Source organism: Nostoc sp. KVJ20, from assembly GCF_001712795.1.
In the GTDB taxonomy this organism is placed as follows: Bacteria; Cyanobacteriota; Cyanobacteriia; order Cyanobacteriales; family Nostocaceae; genus Nostoc.
Map to the genome: position 1 here is coordinate 24,979 of NZ_KV757585.1, position 16,713 is coordinate 41,691.

Sequence of the window (16,713 nt, forward strand, 5' to 3'; positions counted from 1 at the left end):
ATCCGGTTTGATTCATGAAAGGTTTTTAAAACAAAAGCTTTGCCCTGCAAGGTTTTCAGACTCAGTACACAATATTTCATTCCAGTCGGAACGCTATATATCTGTCAAATCAATCTAATACACACATAATTCTAATTGTCAATATCAATTTGACCTGTCTTTGAGTATACCTCCTCGTTTAAGGTAAAATTTGGCGATTTAAAAGCACATAGCATGGTTATTTTACAGCATTTTTAAGAAGGAAAATATGACTTATTCTGAGCAATTAAAACCGTGGTGTATTGTCCGGAATGTTCCCAATCAAGAAAATATTGTTGTGAAAAGATTCCGCCGACGTGATGATGCTGTTGCTTATCTGCAAGTGTTGAAGCAGTCAGGCAGAGATATTGCTTTTAAAATCCTTTTTAAGTAAGGCTCAAAATATCAATATTCCACGGGATAATGAAGCTTTTAACGGTTCATTTTGAGAAGATTTGAAAATCATAAAAATACTAACTTGCCGGATGATATAATCCCGTATTTTCGTTAAATTCCCACCCCATACCCGATTTATCCTTGCCCTTGCACCATGCCACAAAAAGCGGTGGGTGCAGCTTATTTCGTTGCTCGCGTATAGTTTCTACATTTACACCAAGTCTTGAAGCTAAACCTTCTTCGGTTAATGGTTGAATTCGCGGAGTTTGCCCTTTGAAGGATGAATTGTTGTTGTACGATTTATTAGCCCGTCTTGGTTGGTTGTTGAGATGATTTTGAATTTTAATAATCGCCTCAGTAAACTGTGTCATTCGGGCTGTTATCCCCTCAATTTTTTGTTCTAAATCGGCGAGATTATGGATTGCTCCAGTTTCGTTGCTATTAGATTCACCGAAGTTCTGTGATTCCAGCTTATCCAGTCGTTCGCAAATAGCTAATATCGTTTGGGAAGTAGGGTTGGCGCTTCTACTGTTACTGTCCAACGCCAGTATTAATTCATCCAAAGAGTGAAGCAACTCGCTTGTTCGTCCTTGTCGGTGCAGCCGGGATAATTCCCTAACTGCTGGAATCAGGGGAGTGGGTACGCGGATCATCTCGCTGGGTTTGTTCTCGTCAGACATAGTGATATCGCAATTGATAGCAACAGCTATCGATATCAAGTAGATAGCAATGCTATCAACATATCAGGGATTGGTGATTCAAGCACAAAAGAGTTCGGGAATCGTCCGCCGTGTTTTGGGTCTTTCACCCTAGAAAGGATTTTGCTACTTTTGTGCAGGCTTTTGGAATTATTAACGAAGAGTGCCGGCAGTATATCCACTGCGTTGTCGTAGAATATAAAAGCTTCCTGAAAATGGACTTCCAGGAAGTTAAATATATATCGGGAAGTAACCTATTTTTTTATATGGACGCTGCTGATACTGGTGTTAATTCTGTAGAAATTCTTTCTCTCAACCATCAACAGAGTGTAATTAAAGCTACTAGTCAGCAGGTGACTCCTGAAATTGTTGAGGAAATTATTAGGCGATACTACTACCGTACTCCTGCTGTTAGTAATGATTCTGAGTTAATTTTGGCTTGGGCGGGGTCGCAGAACCGCGAACAAACTAAGCGTAAATACTATAGCTTTGGTCAAAAATTACTCAGATGGGTACTCTCTGAAGGTATACCAGATTTACGATTAGTGCAGCAGCCAAAGTTACTTGATTTTATTAATAGTTGGGGTGAGGTTTCCCCTTATACCAAATCTAACCACATTTTGATGCTGCGTTCCTTGTGGAGTTACGGTAGTGGGGAGAGTATTGGTTATTTTTTACGGAATATTGCAAGTACGATTTCTTACGAAAATTTCAGCAATTTACCTAAAGCCGACCGATATCTTGAAGACTGGGAGATGGCAAAGTTGGCTTCGGCTGCTAAGGATTTAGGAGGAATTCACTGGCTGGTATTTTGTTTGCTTTTTTACAGCGGGATGCGTGTTGGTGAGGTTGGTAGAGTGACGGTTCCAGGTGATGAACCTCTTAAACCTAGGGAGGATTATTCGGGTTTATATTGGCATAACTTTCAGTGGTATCCCGACCCCATACCGGAGGATAGACAGCGGGGATACTATACAATTAAGTTTCGAGGAAAGGGTGGGAAGTACCGCGAGATAGGGTTAGACCACAAGACTTCGCTCGTTTTCAAAAAGTATCGAGGTACGGCTCGTGATAGCGCACCAGTTTTTCCAAATGTGTCGCCTGACCCAGCAAAAAGAGGGTTGCCGTTGAGCGATAGGGCGATTAAGCGGGTGATTCAAGATATTTCTGAGGTTGCAAAGGTAAAATTCTCGTGTCACTGGTTGCGGCATTCTCACGCATCCAGGGCTGTGGATAGTAAACCGCTGTTTGAGGTGCAAGACCAGTTGGGGCATAGTAAAACAGATACGACAAAGACGTATGTTCGTTCCAAGAAGGGTGCGGGCACGGGTACAGTGCTGCCGAGATTTTAATTGAAAGACCTATTTTTCGGGTCTTGTCCACTTTTGGTGATCATATTCGGGGATGTTTGTTTAAGCGATAGTGCTGGCAACCCCCTGCGAGTAGCTTCTTCAGCAACTTGCATATGGTAATGGTGCTTTGAACGACTGGGTTTTCGGTTCTTGCTCCATTCGCTGATTTCGACGATTTTGCTCGCTTCTGTACTTTTGCACTTCTTAGGTCTGCCTACGTTTACACCTAATACCTCGTTAGCTTTTGCGATCGCAGACTCCTGGGTTTCTGACAAGATGGTACAAGATGTCCATCTTTTTTTCCACTTTGCTATTGAGTTTTCGGTTACGCCAATCTCTTGGGCTAAAGCTACATATTTTTTGCCTTCGTTTCAAAAAAGTGAGAGGTGATGGCTGAATGGCATACATTCCATTCCTGTTCCAATGCTACTCACGGGCGTAGCTGGGCTAATCGCTTCTCTATCTCCTGCTCATACCGTGTAATACTCGGTAGTGCTTCTGAGAAATCCCATGTATTACGAGGTAAATTAAGAAGGCAGAAGTACGAAGGCAGAGGGCAGAAGGGAATCCCCATAAATAAATTCAGGGGATTTAATAAGGACGCTGTATTTCTCGCGCTTCGCGTCTCAAAACACATCTTTTTTTACTTTGCATAAATAAATTTAGGGGCTTGAAACCCTTGTAGCAGAGGGCAAAAATTGTATTTCTTCCTTCTGCCTCCTGCCTCCTGCCCTCTGCCTTTCTTCGGTCAAGCCAATCATCTACATAATACATGGTGTATTATATCTTTATTTTGCAATCCAGCAGTCAGCGATTATAAATATTTACGCCATAGCTGTAGCCATTTGGCGACAAGACTCGGCGCAGCGACGGCAAGATGCAGCGCAGCGTTTGCAGTGGTCGCTATCGTGTTTTTCACATTCATTGGCACAGCGATCGCAAGCTTCTGCACAGATTCCGCACATTTGAGCATGGAGAGCCGAATTGCGAGACATGAAACGGGCGCACAGAGCGCAAGTATCAGCACAGTCTCGGCACAGCTTAATGCATTGAGCCATCATCTGTACCATGTTGCCACTTAAGCAGGCATCGGCACAGTTTTCGCAATCGCGTAGGCAATCAAAGCAAGCCTCTATGCAAGTTTCAAGCAAGGATTGGTGAGATTGGGTTGTCGTCATAATTATACCTCCGATTTCAAGTCATCAATTTCACATGAGACAGTATTTATGCCTCTGCGCCCTCAGATTAAAAAATAACTAATCTGCTTGCGTCTACCTAATGGCACAAGAAATATTTATTACTAATGACATAAGGAAATTTCATGCTGATTTCATTTGAATATGCATAACTATTTTTTAATTAAAATTCCAAGGATTTCATATTAATTTCATCACTGTGTGGAAAGCTAAAAATATAGGGAAATATAGTGTTCTTAAAAATTGAGTTAATAATTTATGAGCTTTGATTATGACCTCTTTGTAATTGGCGCAGGGCCTGGAGGTCTTGCTGCCGCTAGACAATCTGCTGGTTATGGTGCTCGTGTGTTAATTTCTGAACGCGACCAGGTAGGTGGCACATGTGTAATTCATGGCTGTATTCCAGAGAAACTGATGGCATATGCTGCTAGTTTTTCCCATGTTTTTGAAGATGCTGACGAATATGGTTGGGATAAAGTAAGTGACCGCATTGACTGGCATAAATTTATGACAGCTAAAGACCGAGCAATCCAACATCTGAATAAATTACATATTCAGCATCTTCAAGAAGCAGGGGTAAGCCTAATTTACGGAGAGACAAGATTTTTAGATTCTCATACTTTGGATGTTGGGGGACACCAGATTACTGCCAATAAAATATTGATTGCTGTAGGTGGAGAAGCTGTAAAACCCGAAATTCCAGGAATTGAATATGCTATTACTACACGTCAGATGTTTGAAATCAAGCAGCAACCGGAGCATATTGCGATTATTGGTAGTGACCAGATAGCAGTGAAGTTTGCTGGAAGCTTGAATGGGTTGATTTCAAAGGTTACTTTAATAGTACCGGAAGACCGTATTTTACCAGGTCGAGATGAAGATATTAGAACTACAGTTCAAGAAAGTATGATGAAGAATGGCATTCAAATTTTCTGCAACACTGTTGTCGAAAAAATTGAAAAAGTTCAAGATAGTTTACTCTTGAGTTTATTAGGAAATGAACAAGATAGTATAACTGTAAATACCGTTCTTAGCGCCATAGGTCGAGTTCCTAATTTAAGTGGTCTTGATTTGGAAAAAGCGGGTGTTCAAGTCAAACAAGGAGCGATCGCAGTAGATGAATACAGCCGTACTAGTCAAGCGAATATTTTTGCTGTTGGAGATTGCACCAACCGACCCCATTGGACTCCTGTCGCCATTGCCACAGGTCGTGCCTTTGCTGACACCGTATTTGGTAATCAGCCCCAAACTGTGAATTTAGAGTGCATTCCCTCAGCACTTTCTTCTCGACCGGAAGCGGCTACGGTTGGCTTGACTGAAGCTAAAGCACGCGAAAAATTTGGAGAATCAATACGCTGCTATTCCCAAAGGTTTCAACCTCTTTTCGACACGATTGCTGAACCGGAACAGAAAACTCTGATTAAATTAGTAGTTGATAGCAAATCAGACAGAGTACTCGGCGCTCATATGGTCGGTGAATATGCTGCTGAGATTATTCAATGTCTTGGACTTGCTATTCGGACAGGTATCACTAAAAAAGATTTTGATGCAACAATTGGTATTCATCCTTCAGCTGCGGAAGAGTTTTTCACCTTGCGCTAATTTTTGCTACTGACAAGAGTATATAGGATTTCTATTTGATTTCTGAAAATCCAGATTAGTCCAAAGCTCGGTTAACAAAGCCTAGAGGCTTAGTATACCTACCAAGATTCAAACCTGATTTTTATATCCAGCTAATACTCCTTAATGAAACACGCTTTTTAAGAAGTGGCTTGCTGTAAATTCAAAGGTAAATATGCGCTACAAATCAATTTCAAGGATAGTTTTATTGACACTAACTCTAGGATTATTGCTAATAACGCCACGCTTGGGAGTAAGTCAAAATTCACCTAATTCTATTGAGAGCATTCCCAATTTTATTGCTCAAAGCCCCCCTTCATCTCAGCCTGCGATCAACTCAAATATGCCCAGCATTATCCCTCTACCGAAACTATAAACGCCAAAATTGGTCAAAGAATCCGCTTTCGCTTTATTGGTTCAAATAATGCCTTCATCCACCCAATGCATATTCATGGCGGCCCATTCAAAATTATTGAAACAGACGGTAATCCTGTACCCGCCGTTGCCCAAATTGAAAAGGACACTATTAATGTAGCTCCCGGTGAACGTTACGACGTAATTTGGACAGCTCGTGAGCAGGGGAAGTGGTTGCTACATTGTCACATCGCCCATCATGCTACAAACGACAACGTTGAAGTAGAAGGTGGAGGTGGCTTAACAATGATTATCAACGTTACCTGAATGAAGGAAGCCTTACTGACCGAAAGGGCTAGTTCTGAACTGCACCTTTTCAGTGCGAGACTTTATACTTCTCTATAAACCAAACTCTTGCTTGAGTTGAGCAACCCAAGTTTGAATTCGTTCATTAGTTAAATCAGACTGATTATCTTCATCAAGCGCTAGACCTACAAATTTACCATCGCGGACGGCTTTAGACTCACTAAATTCATAACCATTTGTAGACCAATAGCCAACTGTTTCACCACCTTGTTCTGAAATTTTTTCTGATAAAATTCCTATTGCATCTTGGAAACTGTCAGGATAACCAACTTGGTCGCCTGCTCCAAAATAAGCAATTTTTTTGCCACTAAAGTCAATGCTATCTAGCTCGTCGGAGAAATTTTCCCAATCACTTTGCAATTCACCAATATTCCAGGTGGGGCAACCGATGATGATATAACTGTAATTCTTAAAATCATTAGGCTCCGCTTGTGAAATGTCATTTAACGTTACTACGTCTTCTCCACCAAATTCCTTTTGAATTATTTCCGCTTCCGTCTGAGTATTACCTGTTTGAGTGCCGAAGAATAAACCAATAATAGCCATTTGTCCTCCTTTATTTTCCTTTTAGTGATTGTTTTGCGTTGTGTTTCTGCGGTTGCTAATCTACCTGAAAGCCGCTGTTGTGTCTATGTGTCATCAGCTGATCCCAAGCACAAGAGTCAATAATTTATGCTATCGCCATACACATCTGATGACAAAACTTTCTCGCCTAAACTTAAGAGGTTTCAAGTGTAAAGTTCATCTGGCTAATGGCATGATTATAATTTATTTCCAATGGCTGATAATGATTTCATCTTAATTTCATCTTGATATGTATAAATATTTGAGTATTCTTTCAAGAAGATTTAACCTAATTTTAGACGTAAATAAAAATAGATATAATTATTAATGACAAAGTTTTGCTTTACTCATTTATAATAAATTCGGTAGTGATAAATATATAAGTGATAATAGAAATTTAGTATTTATACTCGGATAATTCAGTAACTATTTCCAGATTTTTGTATTGCTTTTTATACTACCAAATGACGTGCTGAATGTGGGTTACATACTGAGCCTTGGCGAGGGGATGGGAAATTGTTCTGGGGTGGGTGCGATCGCTAGAACGGCGATCTCCTGATGGTAGAATAAGTCTAAAATTAAGAACATTCATAATGTTACATGAATTTCTCTTAGCAGAACGTGACGAAATTCTCGCCTTGTGTTCAAAAAAGATCGCGCGTCTTGCTGATTCCATGAGTTCGAGCGACGAAATGGAAAGAGGATTACCTGTGTTCTACGATGAACTCATTGAGGTATTACGTGCTGATATAGATGAATCTGGGGAAGCACATAACAATTCTATAGAAAGTGTTCACAGAGCCTCCGCAGAGCGCCGGGGGAAAGAGTCATTAAAACTTGGCTACAGCATTTCTCAGGTTGTTCATGGCTACGGCGCTCTTTGTCAAGCTATCACTCAGTATATTCAGGAGAATAGTAGTGAAACAGCATCCCCTCGTGAATTCAATCGATTAAATTTCTGCCTCGATATCGCTATCGCTGAAGCGGTTACAGAGTTTAATCGAGGTCAGCGCGAGAATGCAGAGCGGGATGAGGTTCTACGTCTGGGATTTCTAGCACATGAGTTGCGAAATGCGTTGACCTCTGCTAGTTTAGCTTCCCAACTTATAATCACAGGGAAAGTCGGAGCCAATGGAAGTACATCTCGTATTCTTGAAAATGCCCATAGGCGTATGAGAGACATTATTGATCGTTCACTTGTTGAGGTGCGACTGCGGAACGAATCAACCGGACAATATCAGAGATGTCGAGTTATTCACCTAGTCAGTGAAGTTGAGGCTACTGCATGGTTTGAAGCAAGTGCGAAATCAATTCAGGTGTGTGTTGAGGTAGCGCCGGAATTGGAGGTTTTTATAGATCGTCACCTAATAATATCTGCCTTATCGAATCTAGTTCAAAATGCCATTAAGTTCACGAAGCAGGGTGGGATTGTATGGATACGCGGTAAGGCTGTAGGTGGGCGTGTTTTGCTTGAAATAGAGGATCAATGTGGAGGACTCCCGCCTGGTGAGGCGGAAGAACTTTTTAAGGCTTTTTCTCAGATGGGAACAGATAAATCAGGATTGGGGATTGGGCTTACAATTTCACGACGCGCCGTATCGTTAAACAAAGGTATACTATCAGTTCGGGATATCCCCCATCAAGGATGTGTCTTCTCAATTGATTTACCCAAAGCCTCCTCCCCTCTCCCCACTACATAATCCTCTAGCTCCATCTTCGCTGCTCTGACTTATGTAAACTCCAACTATTTTTCTAGTCTTTTTATCCAAAGCTAAAAATAAATAATCTTAGTTACTAAATCTTTATTATCACTACATATTTACCACTACACAAAAAAACAATTAATAAATATTATTACCACAAAAGTAGATGTCAAAAAAAAGTAAATTTTTGCTGTCATTGTTTCACAAACTTACTAAGATTATTGGTGATAAAATCCCCTGTCTAAATTTAGCTAAAGTTTTCTTGCTAAAAAAAGGGAGGTTTAAGTGGCGAACGCTAATTGTTGGAATATTGTCTATAGCTTTGTTAATTGTTCTTTGGCAAGGATTTAGTACTCGCAAAACCTCTACCATTCCTGAATACACTCCATCTTTAGTAATGAAAGGAGGCGATCCTTACATTCGCGCATTAATGCGGACTATTACTGCTAGTGAAGCTCTAGATTCTAACCCCTATACTTTACTTTATGGTGGTAAGCATTTTGCCGATTTCAGCCGTCATCCCAATGAATGTATAACAATTGTTTCTGTCCCTCACAAAGGCGAGTGCAGTACAGCAGCAGGTCGCTATTAAATTCTTACAACTACCCTACCTGGCAAGAAAAATTAAAAAAATACCATCATAAATTTTTTAATTCATCAAGCGCAAACCTAGAGAGTTTTGAACCACAAATTCAAGATAAAGTGGTATATGCTTGGCTCAATGACCACCACATTTGGGGAGTTGATATTGCAGTTCTGCTGAAACAAGGGAAACTAAATCAGGTTTTACAACTTTTATCTCGTACTTGGACAAGTCTGGGATATGGTACAGAAAATAATCAAGTCACGCCTTTGCTATCACAAGTTTATCAGCGAGTGTTAGCAGAGGAATTGGCAGTAATTAAAACAAGATAATTTGTATAAAAAAAGAATACAGATAGCTTGCATCAGGTAAAGTAATGAATTGATACTTATTGATACTTTATGTACCTTTATTCCCTTTATGAAACTGTGCTGTTGTTACCAACGGTGTTTTTTGTACCTGTATTTCTAATAATTCTGGTATGGTCACAAACCTATAACCACGCTGTTTGAGTGAAGCGATAATTTGTGGTAAAGCCTTAACAGTGCGTGAGCGATCGCCCCCACCATCATGCATCAGTACTATGCCACCAGGCTTTGCGTCTTTCAACACATTATTGATGAGTCTGGATACTGGAGGACGGCGATAGTCGATCGAGTCATCTGACCACATGAGAACAGCGTAATTATTCTTTTGAGCGTAATCAGCTACACCATTGTTGAGGATGCCATAAGGCGGACGAAACAGAAAAGTTTTTACTCCCATAATTTGGTAAATAGCTGTTGCGGTGGACTCAATCTCACGCGCAGCAACAGACAGGTTCATATGCCGATACCAGTGATGCCACGTATGATTACCAATTGCGTGACCATCGGCTACCTCTAGCTTGGCAATTTGGGGAAAATAATGCACCATCTCCCCCACACAGAAGAATGTTGCCTTAATATTTTGTTGCTTCAGTATTTCTAACACCTGTTGTGTGTATTTAGGTGCGGGGCCATCATCAAAAGTTAGCGCGATAACTTTGTCTGGTTTACTCAGCTGTGCTTGCTGAATAATTTTTCCCTGAAACTCATTAGGGACTGTAAAGATGTGGCTGTTTACTTGTGCAACACTGGCTTTATCGGATACCGAACTATGCTGATTGCTCACAGCGCTGGCACTGAGTTGTTCTGGTTTTTTGACTAATTTTTGATGGTCTGAGCGTTCTGAAAACCAAAATCTTCCGAAACTAAAGTCGCATAGGACTGCGACTAACGGGATGAATACTATTCCTCCAATCAATAATTTCAGCTTTACCATATTAAATTTACTTATATTTGCTATAAAGGCAAATTATTTTAAATACGTTACTTTCATAACATGATTATTTGCCATATTCTGAACTCTGGAGCTAACGCCGGCAAAGCAAAGCGGGGTGTCACAAAAGAATTAGAACCCTGTAGTCCTGTATTACAGTGTTCTAATTCCTTGTAGCTAGTCTTTGCCAAGAGCAGCAACCTTTAATTTCATCCTGATTTCATCTTCGGCTGTCAAACTATTTAGTAAGTACGATATTTGCATTGTAAGCAACCAGTTACTTGGGTGATTTTATTACCTGAGAAAAGAATAAATTACCTAAAGGGTTGACTCTCCAGTTTACTGGAGATTGCAAAATGAAATCAGGAAACATTTAGATAATCACTATGCAACTTTCTACTCTGAAAAACAGCTTTTTGTCATTTACCTTAATAGCGATCGCCTCTGTTCCTATCGGCCTGTTAACAGCCTGTTCTACAACTACTTCCCAAAACCAAGCATCAGACCCTACGACCACCGCCACTGATACTAGCGACAAGCAACCGATGAACCATGACGGTGGCATGATGAATCATGGTAGTGGCACGATGAACCATAACATGTCAATGGATTTAGGTTCAGCCGATGCTAATTATGATTTGCGTTTTATTGATGCGATGACTCCGCACCATCAAGGAGCAGTGGAGATGGCAAATGTTGCACAGCAAAAATCAAAACGCCCTGAAATCAAAAAGCTGGCTTCGGAAATTATTAAAGATCAAGATAAAGAAATCGCTCAGTTGAAACAGTGGCGCACAGCCTGGTATCCCTCCGCCAGCAGTACCCCAGTGGCTTATGATGCGAAAACAGGTAAAACAGTCGCAATGCCTCACGAACAAATGCAAGGCATGATGATGAATATGGACTTAGGAACCGCCGATGCTGAGTTTGACTTGCCGTTCATAAATGCAATGATTCCTCATCACGAAAGTGCAATTACAATGGCTCAAGATGCATTGAGTAAGTCTAAGCGTCCTGAAATCAAGAAATTAGCTCAAAGTATCATTGATTCACAACAAACAGAGATTAACCAAATGAAACAGTGGCGAAAAACTTGGTATAACCAGTGAGTCCAGTCCTGTACTGCTTCCCTACGGAACGCTTTGCGTTGCTTGCTTCTAGGAGTACGCAGAAACCGCAGGGTAGGCAGGAAACACACCGTAGGGACTGGCTATCTTCTCTTCTCTTCTTAGGCTGCACCCTAAGCGTAGCTATGCCGCAGGCTTTACGGGACGCTGCGCGTTGCAAGATCCCCGGAGGGTTACGGAGACGAAGGCAGCGAACGAGACGCTCCGCGAACTCAGTGGAAGCGACGTTAAGAGCTTCACGCTAAAAGGTTTGCCAAGCTAGGGAACTGGTGTTAGCGAGTAGTCCAACGTCAGTAAGAGCGTCACCTGAAGGTAAGCAAAAGTATCTATGTGAAGCATGATGTAAGTATCCAATGTCAAATAGATAGGGAACACTTGCTCTCTTGAATTCCAGTTGTGTTTAGAGTGATGTGATTCTGAGAGCGGTCAAAACTTAATTTCATCCTAATTTCATTTCTGAATGAAAGACTAGTAAAAGAGTGTATTTCTAAAATTTAAAAGTAATTTTGACTGTTCGCAATTTCTTCCCTCCCATACTCAAGGATTTTTAGTAGCGATGTCTAACTCTTTGCGTTCCCAAACACCTACAGCTATTCGTTATGTTTCTGGCACATTCCTGAGCCTGTTGTTATTAGCAAGTCCCGCAGTTGTCCTGGCTCATGCTGGACATGGAGACGAATTTCAAGGAGGAAGTGAAGCCACTTCAACGAATAATTCTATTCAGGTTGATGCCGACACAGCCAAACGGTTAGGGATTAAAGTCGAGCCTGTCCAACGTCAGCGGCTAGCCATTGGCATTAAAACCACTGGACAAATAGAGACTCTTCCTAACCAAAAAGTAGAAGTGACTACCCCAATTGAAGGGGCGAAAGTGGTTGAATTGTTGGTGGAACCAGGTGCATCAGTAAAGCTTGGTCAACCTGTTGCTATAGTTACTAGTCCAGGCTTGGTTACATTACGCGTGGAATCTCAGGACAAATTAGCACAAGGTCAAGCTGATTTACAGCTGGCCCAAGCTGACTTAAGACTGGCTCAACAAAATTACCAAAGATATCAACAAATAGCCGACTCTGAAATTGCTCAAGCACAGAGTCAAGTTGATTTTGCTCAAGAAAAGTACAACAAAGACAAGCAGTTAGCCACTGAAGGTGCTTTACCCCAACGCAATGCCTTGGAATCTCAAACCCAGCTAGCCCAGGCAAAAGCCGAACTTACCAAAGCTAACAGCCGTCGGGACGTTATCGGGGCAGAAAATCAACTTAAACGCGCCCAAGCATCAGTTCAACTAGCAAAGTCAAATATTAATCGCAGTAATACTAGTTATCAAACTCGACTTGCTCAACTGGGAAACCTTCCCAATGCTAAGGGATTAGTAACAGTAACCGCTCCTATATCTGGTAAGGTTGCTGATAGAGAAGTTACTATCGGTCAAACTTTTAATGATGCTGGTGGTAAATTGATGACGATTGTCAATGATAGTCGGCTTTTTGCCACAGCTAACATTTATGAAAAAGATTTAGGTAGAGTTAAAGCTGGTCAAAGGGTGACTCTAAAAGTAGCCAGTATGCCTGAGCGTACCTTTTCTGGACGAATTTCCCGGATTGGTACAGTAGTAGAAGGAGAAACACGAGTTGTACCAGTACAAGCAGAGGTAAATAACTCTCTTCGGCAACTCAAACCAGGAATGTTTGCAGAGCTAGAAGTCTTAACAGACCAAACGTCCTCTGCTATTTCAGCTATTCCGACCTCAGCAGTGGTTGACGCGAATGGTAAGAAAGTTGTTTACGTGCAAAATGGTAATGCTTACCAAACAGTTGAAGTGACTTTAGGACAAACCTCTGGAGATATGGTTGAGGTTAAGAGTGGCTTATTTGAGGGCGATATGATTGTCACTCAACGCGCACCACAACTTTATGCACAATCATTGCGGGGTGGTACTAAGCCAACAGGTGAGACAAAAGAAGCTCCTGCACAAGCGACTGAAGTTAAAACGCCCAGCTTCCCAGTACCGTTGTGGTTGCTAGGAGCAGGTGGAGGAACTGCAATAGCTGCTGTAGGTTTCATGGCAGGTCGTCGCAGCAAGCCTCAACTAGTTCCAGTAGGGGCAGAAGCCTATGATGTACCAGAAGATTCTATTAATGGTTCTACAAACTCAGATGATAACCACCGCGCGCCTCATGAAGAACCAAAAGTCATAATTATCAGTAAAAATACTCAACAATAAAGATGCTCAGTGCTATCATCAAATGGGCGATCGCTCGCCGTTGGTTAGTTATTCTTGGTACAATTATCCTCACAATTTGGATATTTCGGACGATTATCCAAATGCCCTTGGATGTTTTCCCTAACTTTGCACCACCCCAAGTTGAAATTCAAACTGAAGCACCAGGACTCGCCCCCGAAGAATTAGAATCCCTGGTAACTTTACCAATTGAAAGTGCGATTAACGGTACTCCTGGAGTGACAGCAGTACGCTCATCTTCAGCAGCCGGAATTTCTGTTGTCAAAGTCATTTTTAACTGGGATACTGATATTTATCAAGCTCGCCAGCTAGTAACAGAGCGATTACAACAAGCTCAAAGTAAGCTGCCATCAGGGGTAGAAACTCCACAAATTTCCCCTACAAGCTCTCCCATTGGAACTGTATTACAATATGCCTTCACCTCCCAAAGCACTTCTTTAATGGAAGTGCGGCGCATTGTTGATTGGCAAGTGACAAATCGCCTTTTAGCTGTGCCTGGCGTTAGTCAAGTAGTGGCGTATGGTGGCGATGTTCGCCAATATCAAGTATTAGTTGATCCAGCGAAGCTAAGAGCCTTTAATGTCACTTTAGAAGACGTAGAGCAAGCAGCCAAAGCTGCTAATGTCAATGCTCCAGGTGGTTATTTAATTACTCCTGACCGAGAAAAGTTAATTCGGGGGATTGGGCGAATTGAATCTATCGAAGAATTACAGCAATCAGTAATTACTGCTCGTAATGGTACGCCTGTCAATATCTCCGATATCGCTGATGTGCAAATTGGTGCGGCTATTAAACGGGGTGATGGTAGTTTTAACGGTCAAAAGGCGGTTATTGTAATGATTAATAAACAGCCTCAATCCGATACTCCTACTGTCACCCGTGCCATAGAGTCGGCAATGTTAGAGATTCAAGCCGGTTTACCCAAAGATATCAAAGTCACACCTACTTTTCGACAAGAAAACTATATTGATTCTTCTATTGAAAATGTTAGAGAGGCTTTAATTGAAGGTAGTATTATTGTTGCCTTAATTCTAATTCCATTTTTAATGAATTGGCGAAATTTAGCTATTTGTCTAACTGCTCTACCTTTATCTTTATTATTAGGAGTGCTACTACTAAATTGGTTGGGACAAGGTTTAAATACTATGACTTTGGGAGGACTTGCAGTAGCGATTGGTTCAGCCGTTGATGATGCAATTGTCGATGCCGAGAATGTCTACCGTAACCTGCGAGAAAATAAATATTCCCCCAACCCGCGTCCAGTTTTAGATGTTGTATTTGACGGTTGTCAAGAGGTACGCGATTCGGTATTTGGAGCTACCATCATTACCATAGTTGTGTTCTCCCCAGTTTTTGCTTTGGCTGGTGTAGAAGGCAGCATTTTTATTCCAATGGGATTGGGCTATATGGCAGCAGTTATCGCCTCTAGTATTACTGCATTAACGGTGACTCCGGCTTTATGTGCAATCTTATTACCTTATGGTCGCTTGCCAGAAACAGAACCTTGGGTTGCAAGATTTTTTAAGGGGCTTTACTATCCTCTATTAACATTTTCTCTACGACATTCTGGAATTGTTATAGGCGCTGCGATCGCAAGTTTAGTGGCTGCGGCTGTAATTGTCCCTTCCTTTGGCAGAATATTTTTACCAGAGTTTCAAGAGCAAACTTTGGTAAATACTCTAACTCTTTATCCGGGGGTTTCTCTGGAAGCTACTAATGCAGCTGGTGAAACACTTCAGCACGCACTTAAGGGAGACTCTAGATTTCCTTATGTGCAGTTGCGTTCTGGACGTGCGCCAGGAGACGGGGATGCAGCCGGGGTGAATTTGGGACACTTGGATATCGAGTTAAGCGACGTAGGGCTGAAAGACAGGGAAGGGACAATTGAGAAGTTACGGGAGGAATTTGCGAAATTACCAGGGGTAGCGCCAAATATTGGTGGTTTTATCTCGCATCGTATGGATGAGGTATTGTCTGGGGTGAGGAGTGCGATCGCTGTCAAAATTTTCGGCCCCGACCTAGAACAACTCCGCACCATTGGACAGCAAGTTGATGATGTGATGAAAACTGTGAATGGGATTGTAGATTTACAACTAGAACCCCAGATACCGATTGAGCAAATACAAATAGAATTCAACCGACTTGCTGCTTCACGATATGGTTTGACAGTAGGAAAACTATCTGAAATTATTGAAACTGCTCTCAATGGACGAGTAGTCTCTCAAGTTTTAGAAAAGCAACAAACTTTCGATTTAGTTGTGTGGTTAAAGTCAGATGCACGGCAAAATCTAGATACTATTCGCAATTTATTAGTTGATACTCCTAACGGTCAAAAAATTCCTTTAGCACAGGTTGCCACAATTGAAAATGGTACTGGGCCTAATACTATAAATAGAGAAAATGTCTCCCGTCTGATTGTTGTTTCTGCTAACGCTAATGGTAGGGATTTGCGCTCTATCGTCAATGAAATTCAAGCTAAAGTTAAACAGCAAGTACATCCACCCTCTAGTTACTATATCCAGTATGCGGGACAGTTTGAGGCAGAAGAAAGAGCAACTCAAAATATTTTAATTTCGAGTGCTATCGCCTTTGTCGTAATTACAATAATTATGTATCTTTCTGTCAAATCTATCCCTTCTACCGCCATGATTATGATTAACTTGCCTCTGGCGTTGGTGGGGGGAGTATTTTCAGTAGCTTTGACTGGTGGCGTTATTTCTATTGCTTCTTTGGTTGGCTTTATCACTCTATTTGGAGTTGCTACCCGCAATGGTTTGTTACTTGTGGATAATTACAACACCAAATTTGCTGAAGGAATGTCAATAAAAGAAGTTTTGATAAAAGGGACAATGGAAAGGCTTAATGCCATCTTAATGACAGCTTTTACCTCAGCTTTAGGGTTAGCACCTTTGATAGTTGAGAGCGGCCCTGGTAAAGAAATTTTGCAACCTCTTTCAATAGTGGTGCTAGGTGGATTGTTTACTTCTACAGCATTAACTTTAATGGTCTTACCAGCTTTATATGCTAACTTTGGTAAGTTATTGCTACCTAAACGTACTATTTCAGTTATAGAGGATGGCAAAGTACCAAAAGCAGTTTTTGAGCAATGATAAATATTATGTAAATTATATCTACTAGAATTCTTAATGAAACATCCAAATATAATTGTTAGCCTTGCATAAATTTGGAGTCATC

Annotated in this window: 16 protein-coding genes; 10 read left to right on the plus strand and 6 right to left on the minus strand. The window is 41.2% G+C overall.

What is annotated here, in order from left to right:
- Positions 1-247: 247 nt before the first annotated feature.
- The gene (locus A4S05_RS41425; protein WP_176726953.1) at positions 248-412 is read left to right on the plus strand and encodes a hypothetical protein; all 165 of its coding nucleotides are present in this window, start codon (positions 248-250) and stop codon (positions 410-412) included.
- Between the two features lie 79 nt (positions 413-491).
- Here A4S05_RS41425 and A4S05_RS08795 read toward each other — a convergent pair whose 3' ends face one another.
- Positions 492-1,094, minus strand: a complete 603-nt coding sequence (locus A4S05_RS08795) for a hypothetical protein (RefSeq protein WP_069069454.1) — start codon at positions 1,092-1,094, stop codon at positions 492-494.
- A 284-nt stretch (positions 1,095-1,378) separates the two neighbouring features.
- On the opposite strand from A4S05_RS08795, the gene A4S05_RS41430 reads away from it, so the two are divergent.
- Positions 1,379-2,464 (plus strand): tyrosine-type recombinase/integrase, encoded by a 1,086-nt coding sequence (locus tag A4S05_RS41430; protein WP_176726954.1) that lies wholly within the window; start codon positions 1,379-1,381, stop codon positions 2,462-2,464.
- Here A4S05_RS41430 and A4S05_RS08805 read toward each other — a convergent pair.
- Both A4S05_RS08805 and A4S05_RS38695 read right to left on the minus strand, forming a co-directional pair.
- Positions 2,461-2,739: a hypothetical protein gene (locus A4S05_RS08805; RefSeq protein WP_256090880.1), complete on the minus strand. Its 279-nt coding sequence runs from the start codon at positions 2,737-2,739 to the stop codon at positions 2,461-2,463. The two genes, A4S05_RS41430 and A4S05_RS08805, sit on opposite strands and share 4 nt — an antisense overlap.
- 549 nt (positions 2,740-3,288) lie before the next feature.
- Positions 3,289-3,642 (minus strand): four-helix bundle copper-binding protein, encoded by a 354-nt coding sequence (locus A4S05_RS38695; RefSeq protein ID WP_084227037.1) that lies wholly within the window; start codon positions 3,640-3,642, stop codon positions 3,289-3,291.
- A gap of 276 nt (positions 3,643-3,918) precedes the next feature.
- Here A4S05_RS38695 and gorA point away from each other — a divergent pair, with 276 nt between their 5' ends.
- Positions 3,919-5,262: a glutathione-disulfide reductase gene (gene gorA / locus A4S05_RS08815; protein WP_069069456.1), complete on the plus strand. Its 1,344-nt coding sequence runs from the start codon at positions 3,919-3,921 to the stop codon at positions 5,260-5,262.
- A 336-nt stretch (positions 5,263-5,598) separates the two neighbouring features.
- Positions 5,599-5,961, plus strand: a complete 363-nt coding sequence (locus A4S05_RS08820) for a multicopper oxidase domain-containing protein (RefSeq protein WP_218107940.1) — start codon at positions 5,599-5,601, stop codon at positions 5,959-5,961.
- Positions 5,962-6,033: 72 nt separating this feature from the next.
- On the opposite strand, the gene fldA is transcribed toward A4S05_RS08820, so the two are convergent.
- A complete protein-coding gene (gene fldA, locus A4S05_RS08825) occupies positions 6,034-6,546 on the minus strand; it encodes a flavodoxin FldA (protein ID WP_069069458.1) in 513 nt (170 codons plus the stop codon).
- A gap of 475 nt (positions 6,547-7,021) precedes the next feature.
- On the minus strand, positions 7,022-7,156 hold the full coding sequence (locus A4S05_RS43055; protein WP_256090881.1) for a hypothetical protein: 135 nt from the start codon (positions 7,154-7,156) through the stop codon (positions 7,022-7,024).
- Position 7,157: 1 nt separating this feature from the next.
- On the opposite strand from A4S05_RS43055, the gene A4S05_RS08830 reads away from it, so the two are divergent.
- The 3 genes from A4S05_RS08830 (at position 7,158) to A4S05_RS43065 (ending at position 9,182) form a co-directional block, all read left to right on the plus strand.
- Positions 7,158-8,264 (plus strand): sensor histidine kinase, encoded by a 1,107-nt coding sequence (locus tag A4S05_RS08830; RefSeq protein ID WP_069069459.1) that lies wholly within the window; start codon positions 7,158-7,160, stop codon positions 8,262-8,264.
- A 169-nt stretch (positions 8,265-8,433) separates the two neighbouring features.
- A complete protein-coding gene (locus tag A4S05_RS43060) occupies positions 8,434-8,859 on the plus strand; it encodes a hypothetical protein (protein ID WP_256090882.1) in 426 nt (141 codons plus the stop codon).
- Positions 8,796-9,182 (plus strand): glycoside hydrolase family protein, encoded by a 387-nt coding sequence (locus A4S05_RS43065; RefSeq protein WP_256090883.1) that lies wholly within the window; start codon positions 8,796-8,798, stop codon positions 9,180-9,182. Before A4S05_RS43060 ends, A4S05_RS43065 begins: the two co-directional genes overlap by 64 nt.
- A gap of 67 nt (positions 9,183-9,249) precedes the next feature.
- Here the strand turns inward: A4S05_RS43065 and A4S05_RS08840 are convergent, their stop codons facing one another.
- Positions 9,250-10,152 carry a polysaccharide deacetylase family protein gene (locus A4S05_RS08840; protein ID WP_069069460.1) on the minus strand — a complete coding sequence of 301 codons (903 nt, stop codon included), beginning with the start codon at positions 10,150-10,152 and terminating at the stop codon, positions 9,250-9,252.
- Positions 10,153-10,535: 383 nt separating this feature from the next.
- Between A4S05_RS08840 and A4S05_RS08845 the strand changes: the two genes are divergently transcribed.
- The 3 genes from A4S05_RS08845 (at position 10,536) to A4S05_RS08855 (ending at position 16,628) form a co-directional block, all read left to right on the plus strand.
- Complete coding sequence (locus tag A4S05_RS08845; RefSeq protein WP_069069461.1) at positions 10,536-11,258, plus strand: DUF305 domain-containing protein; 723 nt, start codon at positions 10,536-10,538, stop codon at positions 11,256-11,258.
- Between the two features lie 574 nt (positions 11,259-11,832).
- Entirely contained in the window at positions 11,833-13,500 is a 1,668-nt protein-coding gene (locus A4S05_RS08850) for an efflux RND transporter periplasmic adaptor subunit (RefSeq protein ID WP_069069462.1), read from the plus strand.
- A 2-nt stretch (positions 13,501-13,502) separates the two neighbouring features.
- Positions 13,503-16,628: an efflux RND transporter permease subunit gene (locus A4S05_RS08855; RefSeq protein WP_069069463.1), complete on the plus strand. Its 3,126-nt coding sequence runs from the start codon at positions 13,503-13,505 to the stop codon at positions 16,626-16,628.
- Positions 16,629-16,713 lie beyond the last annotated feature (85 nt).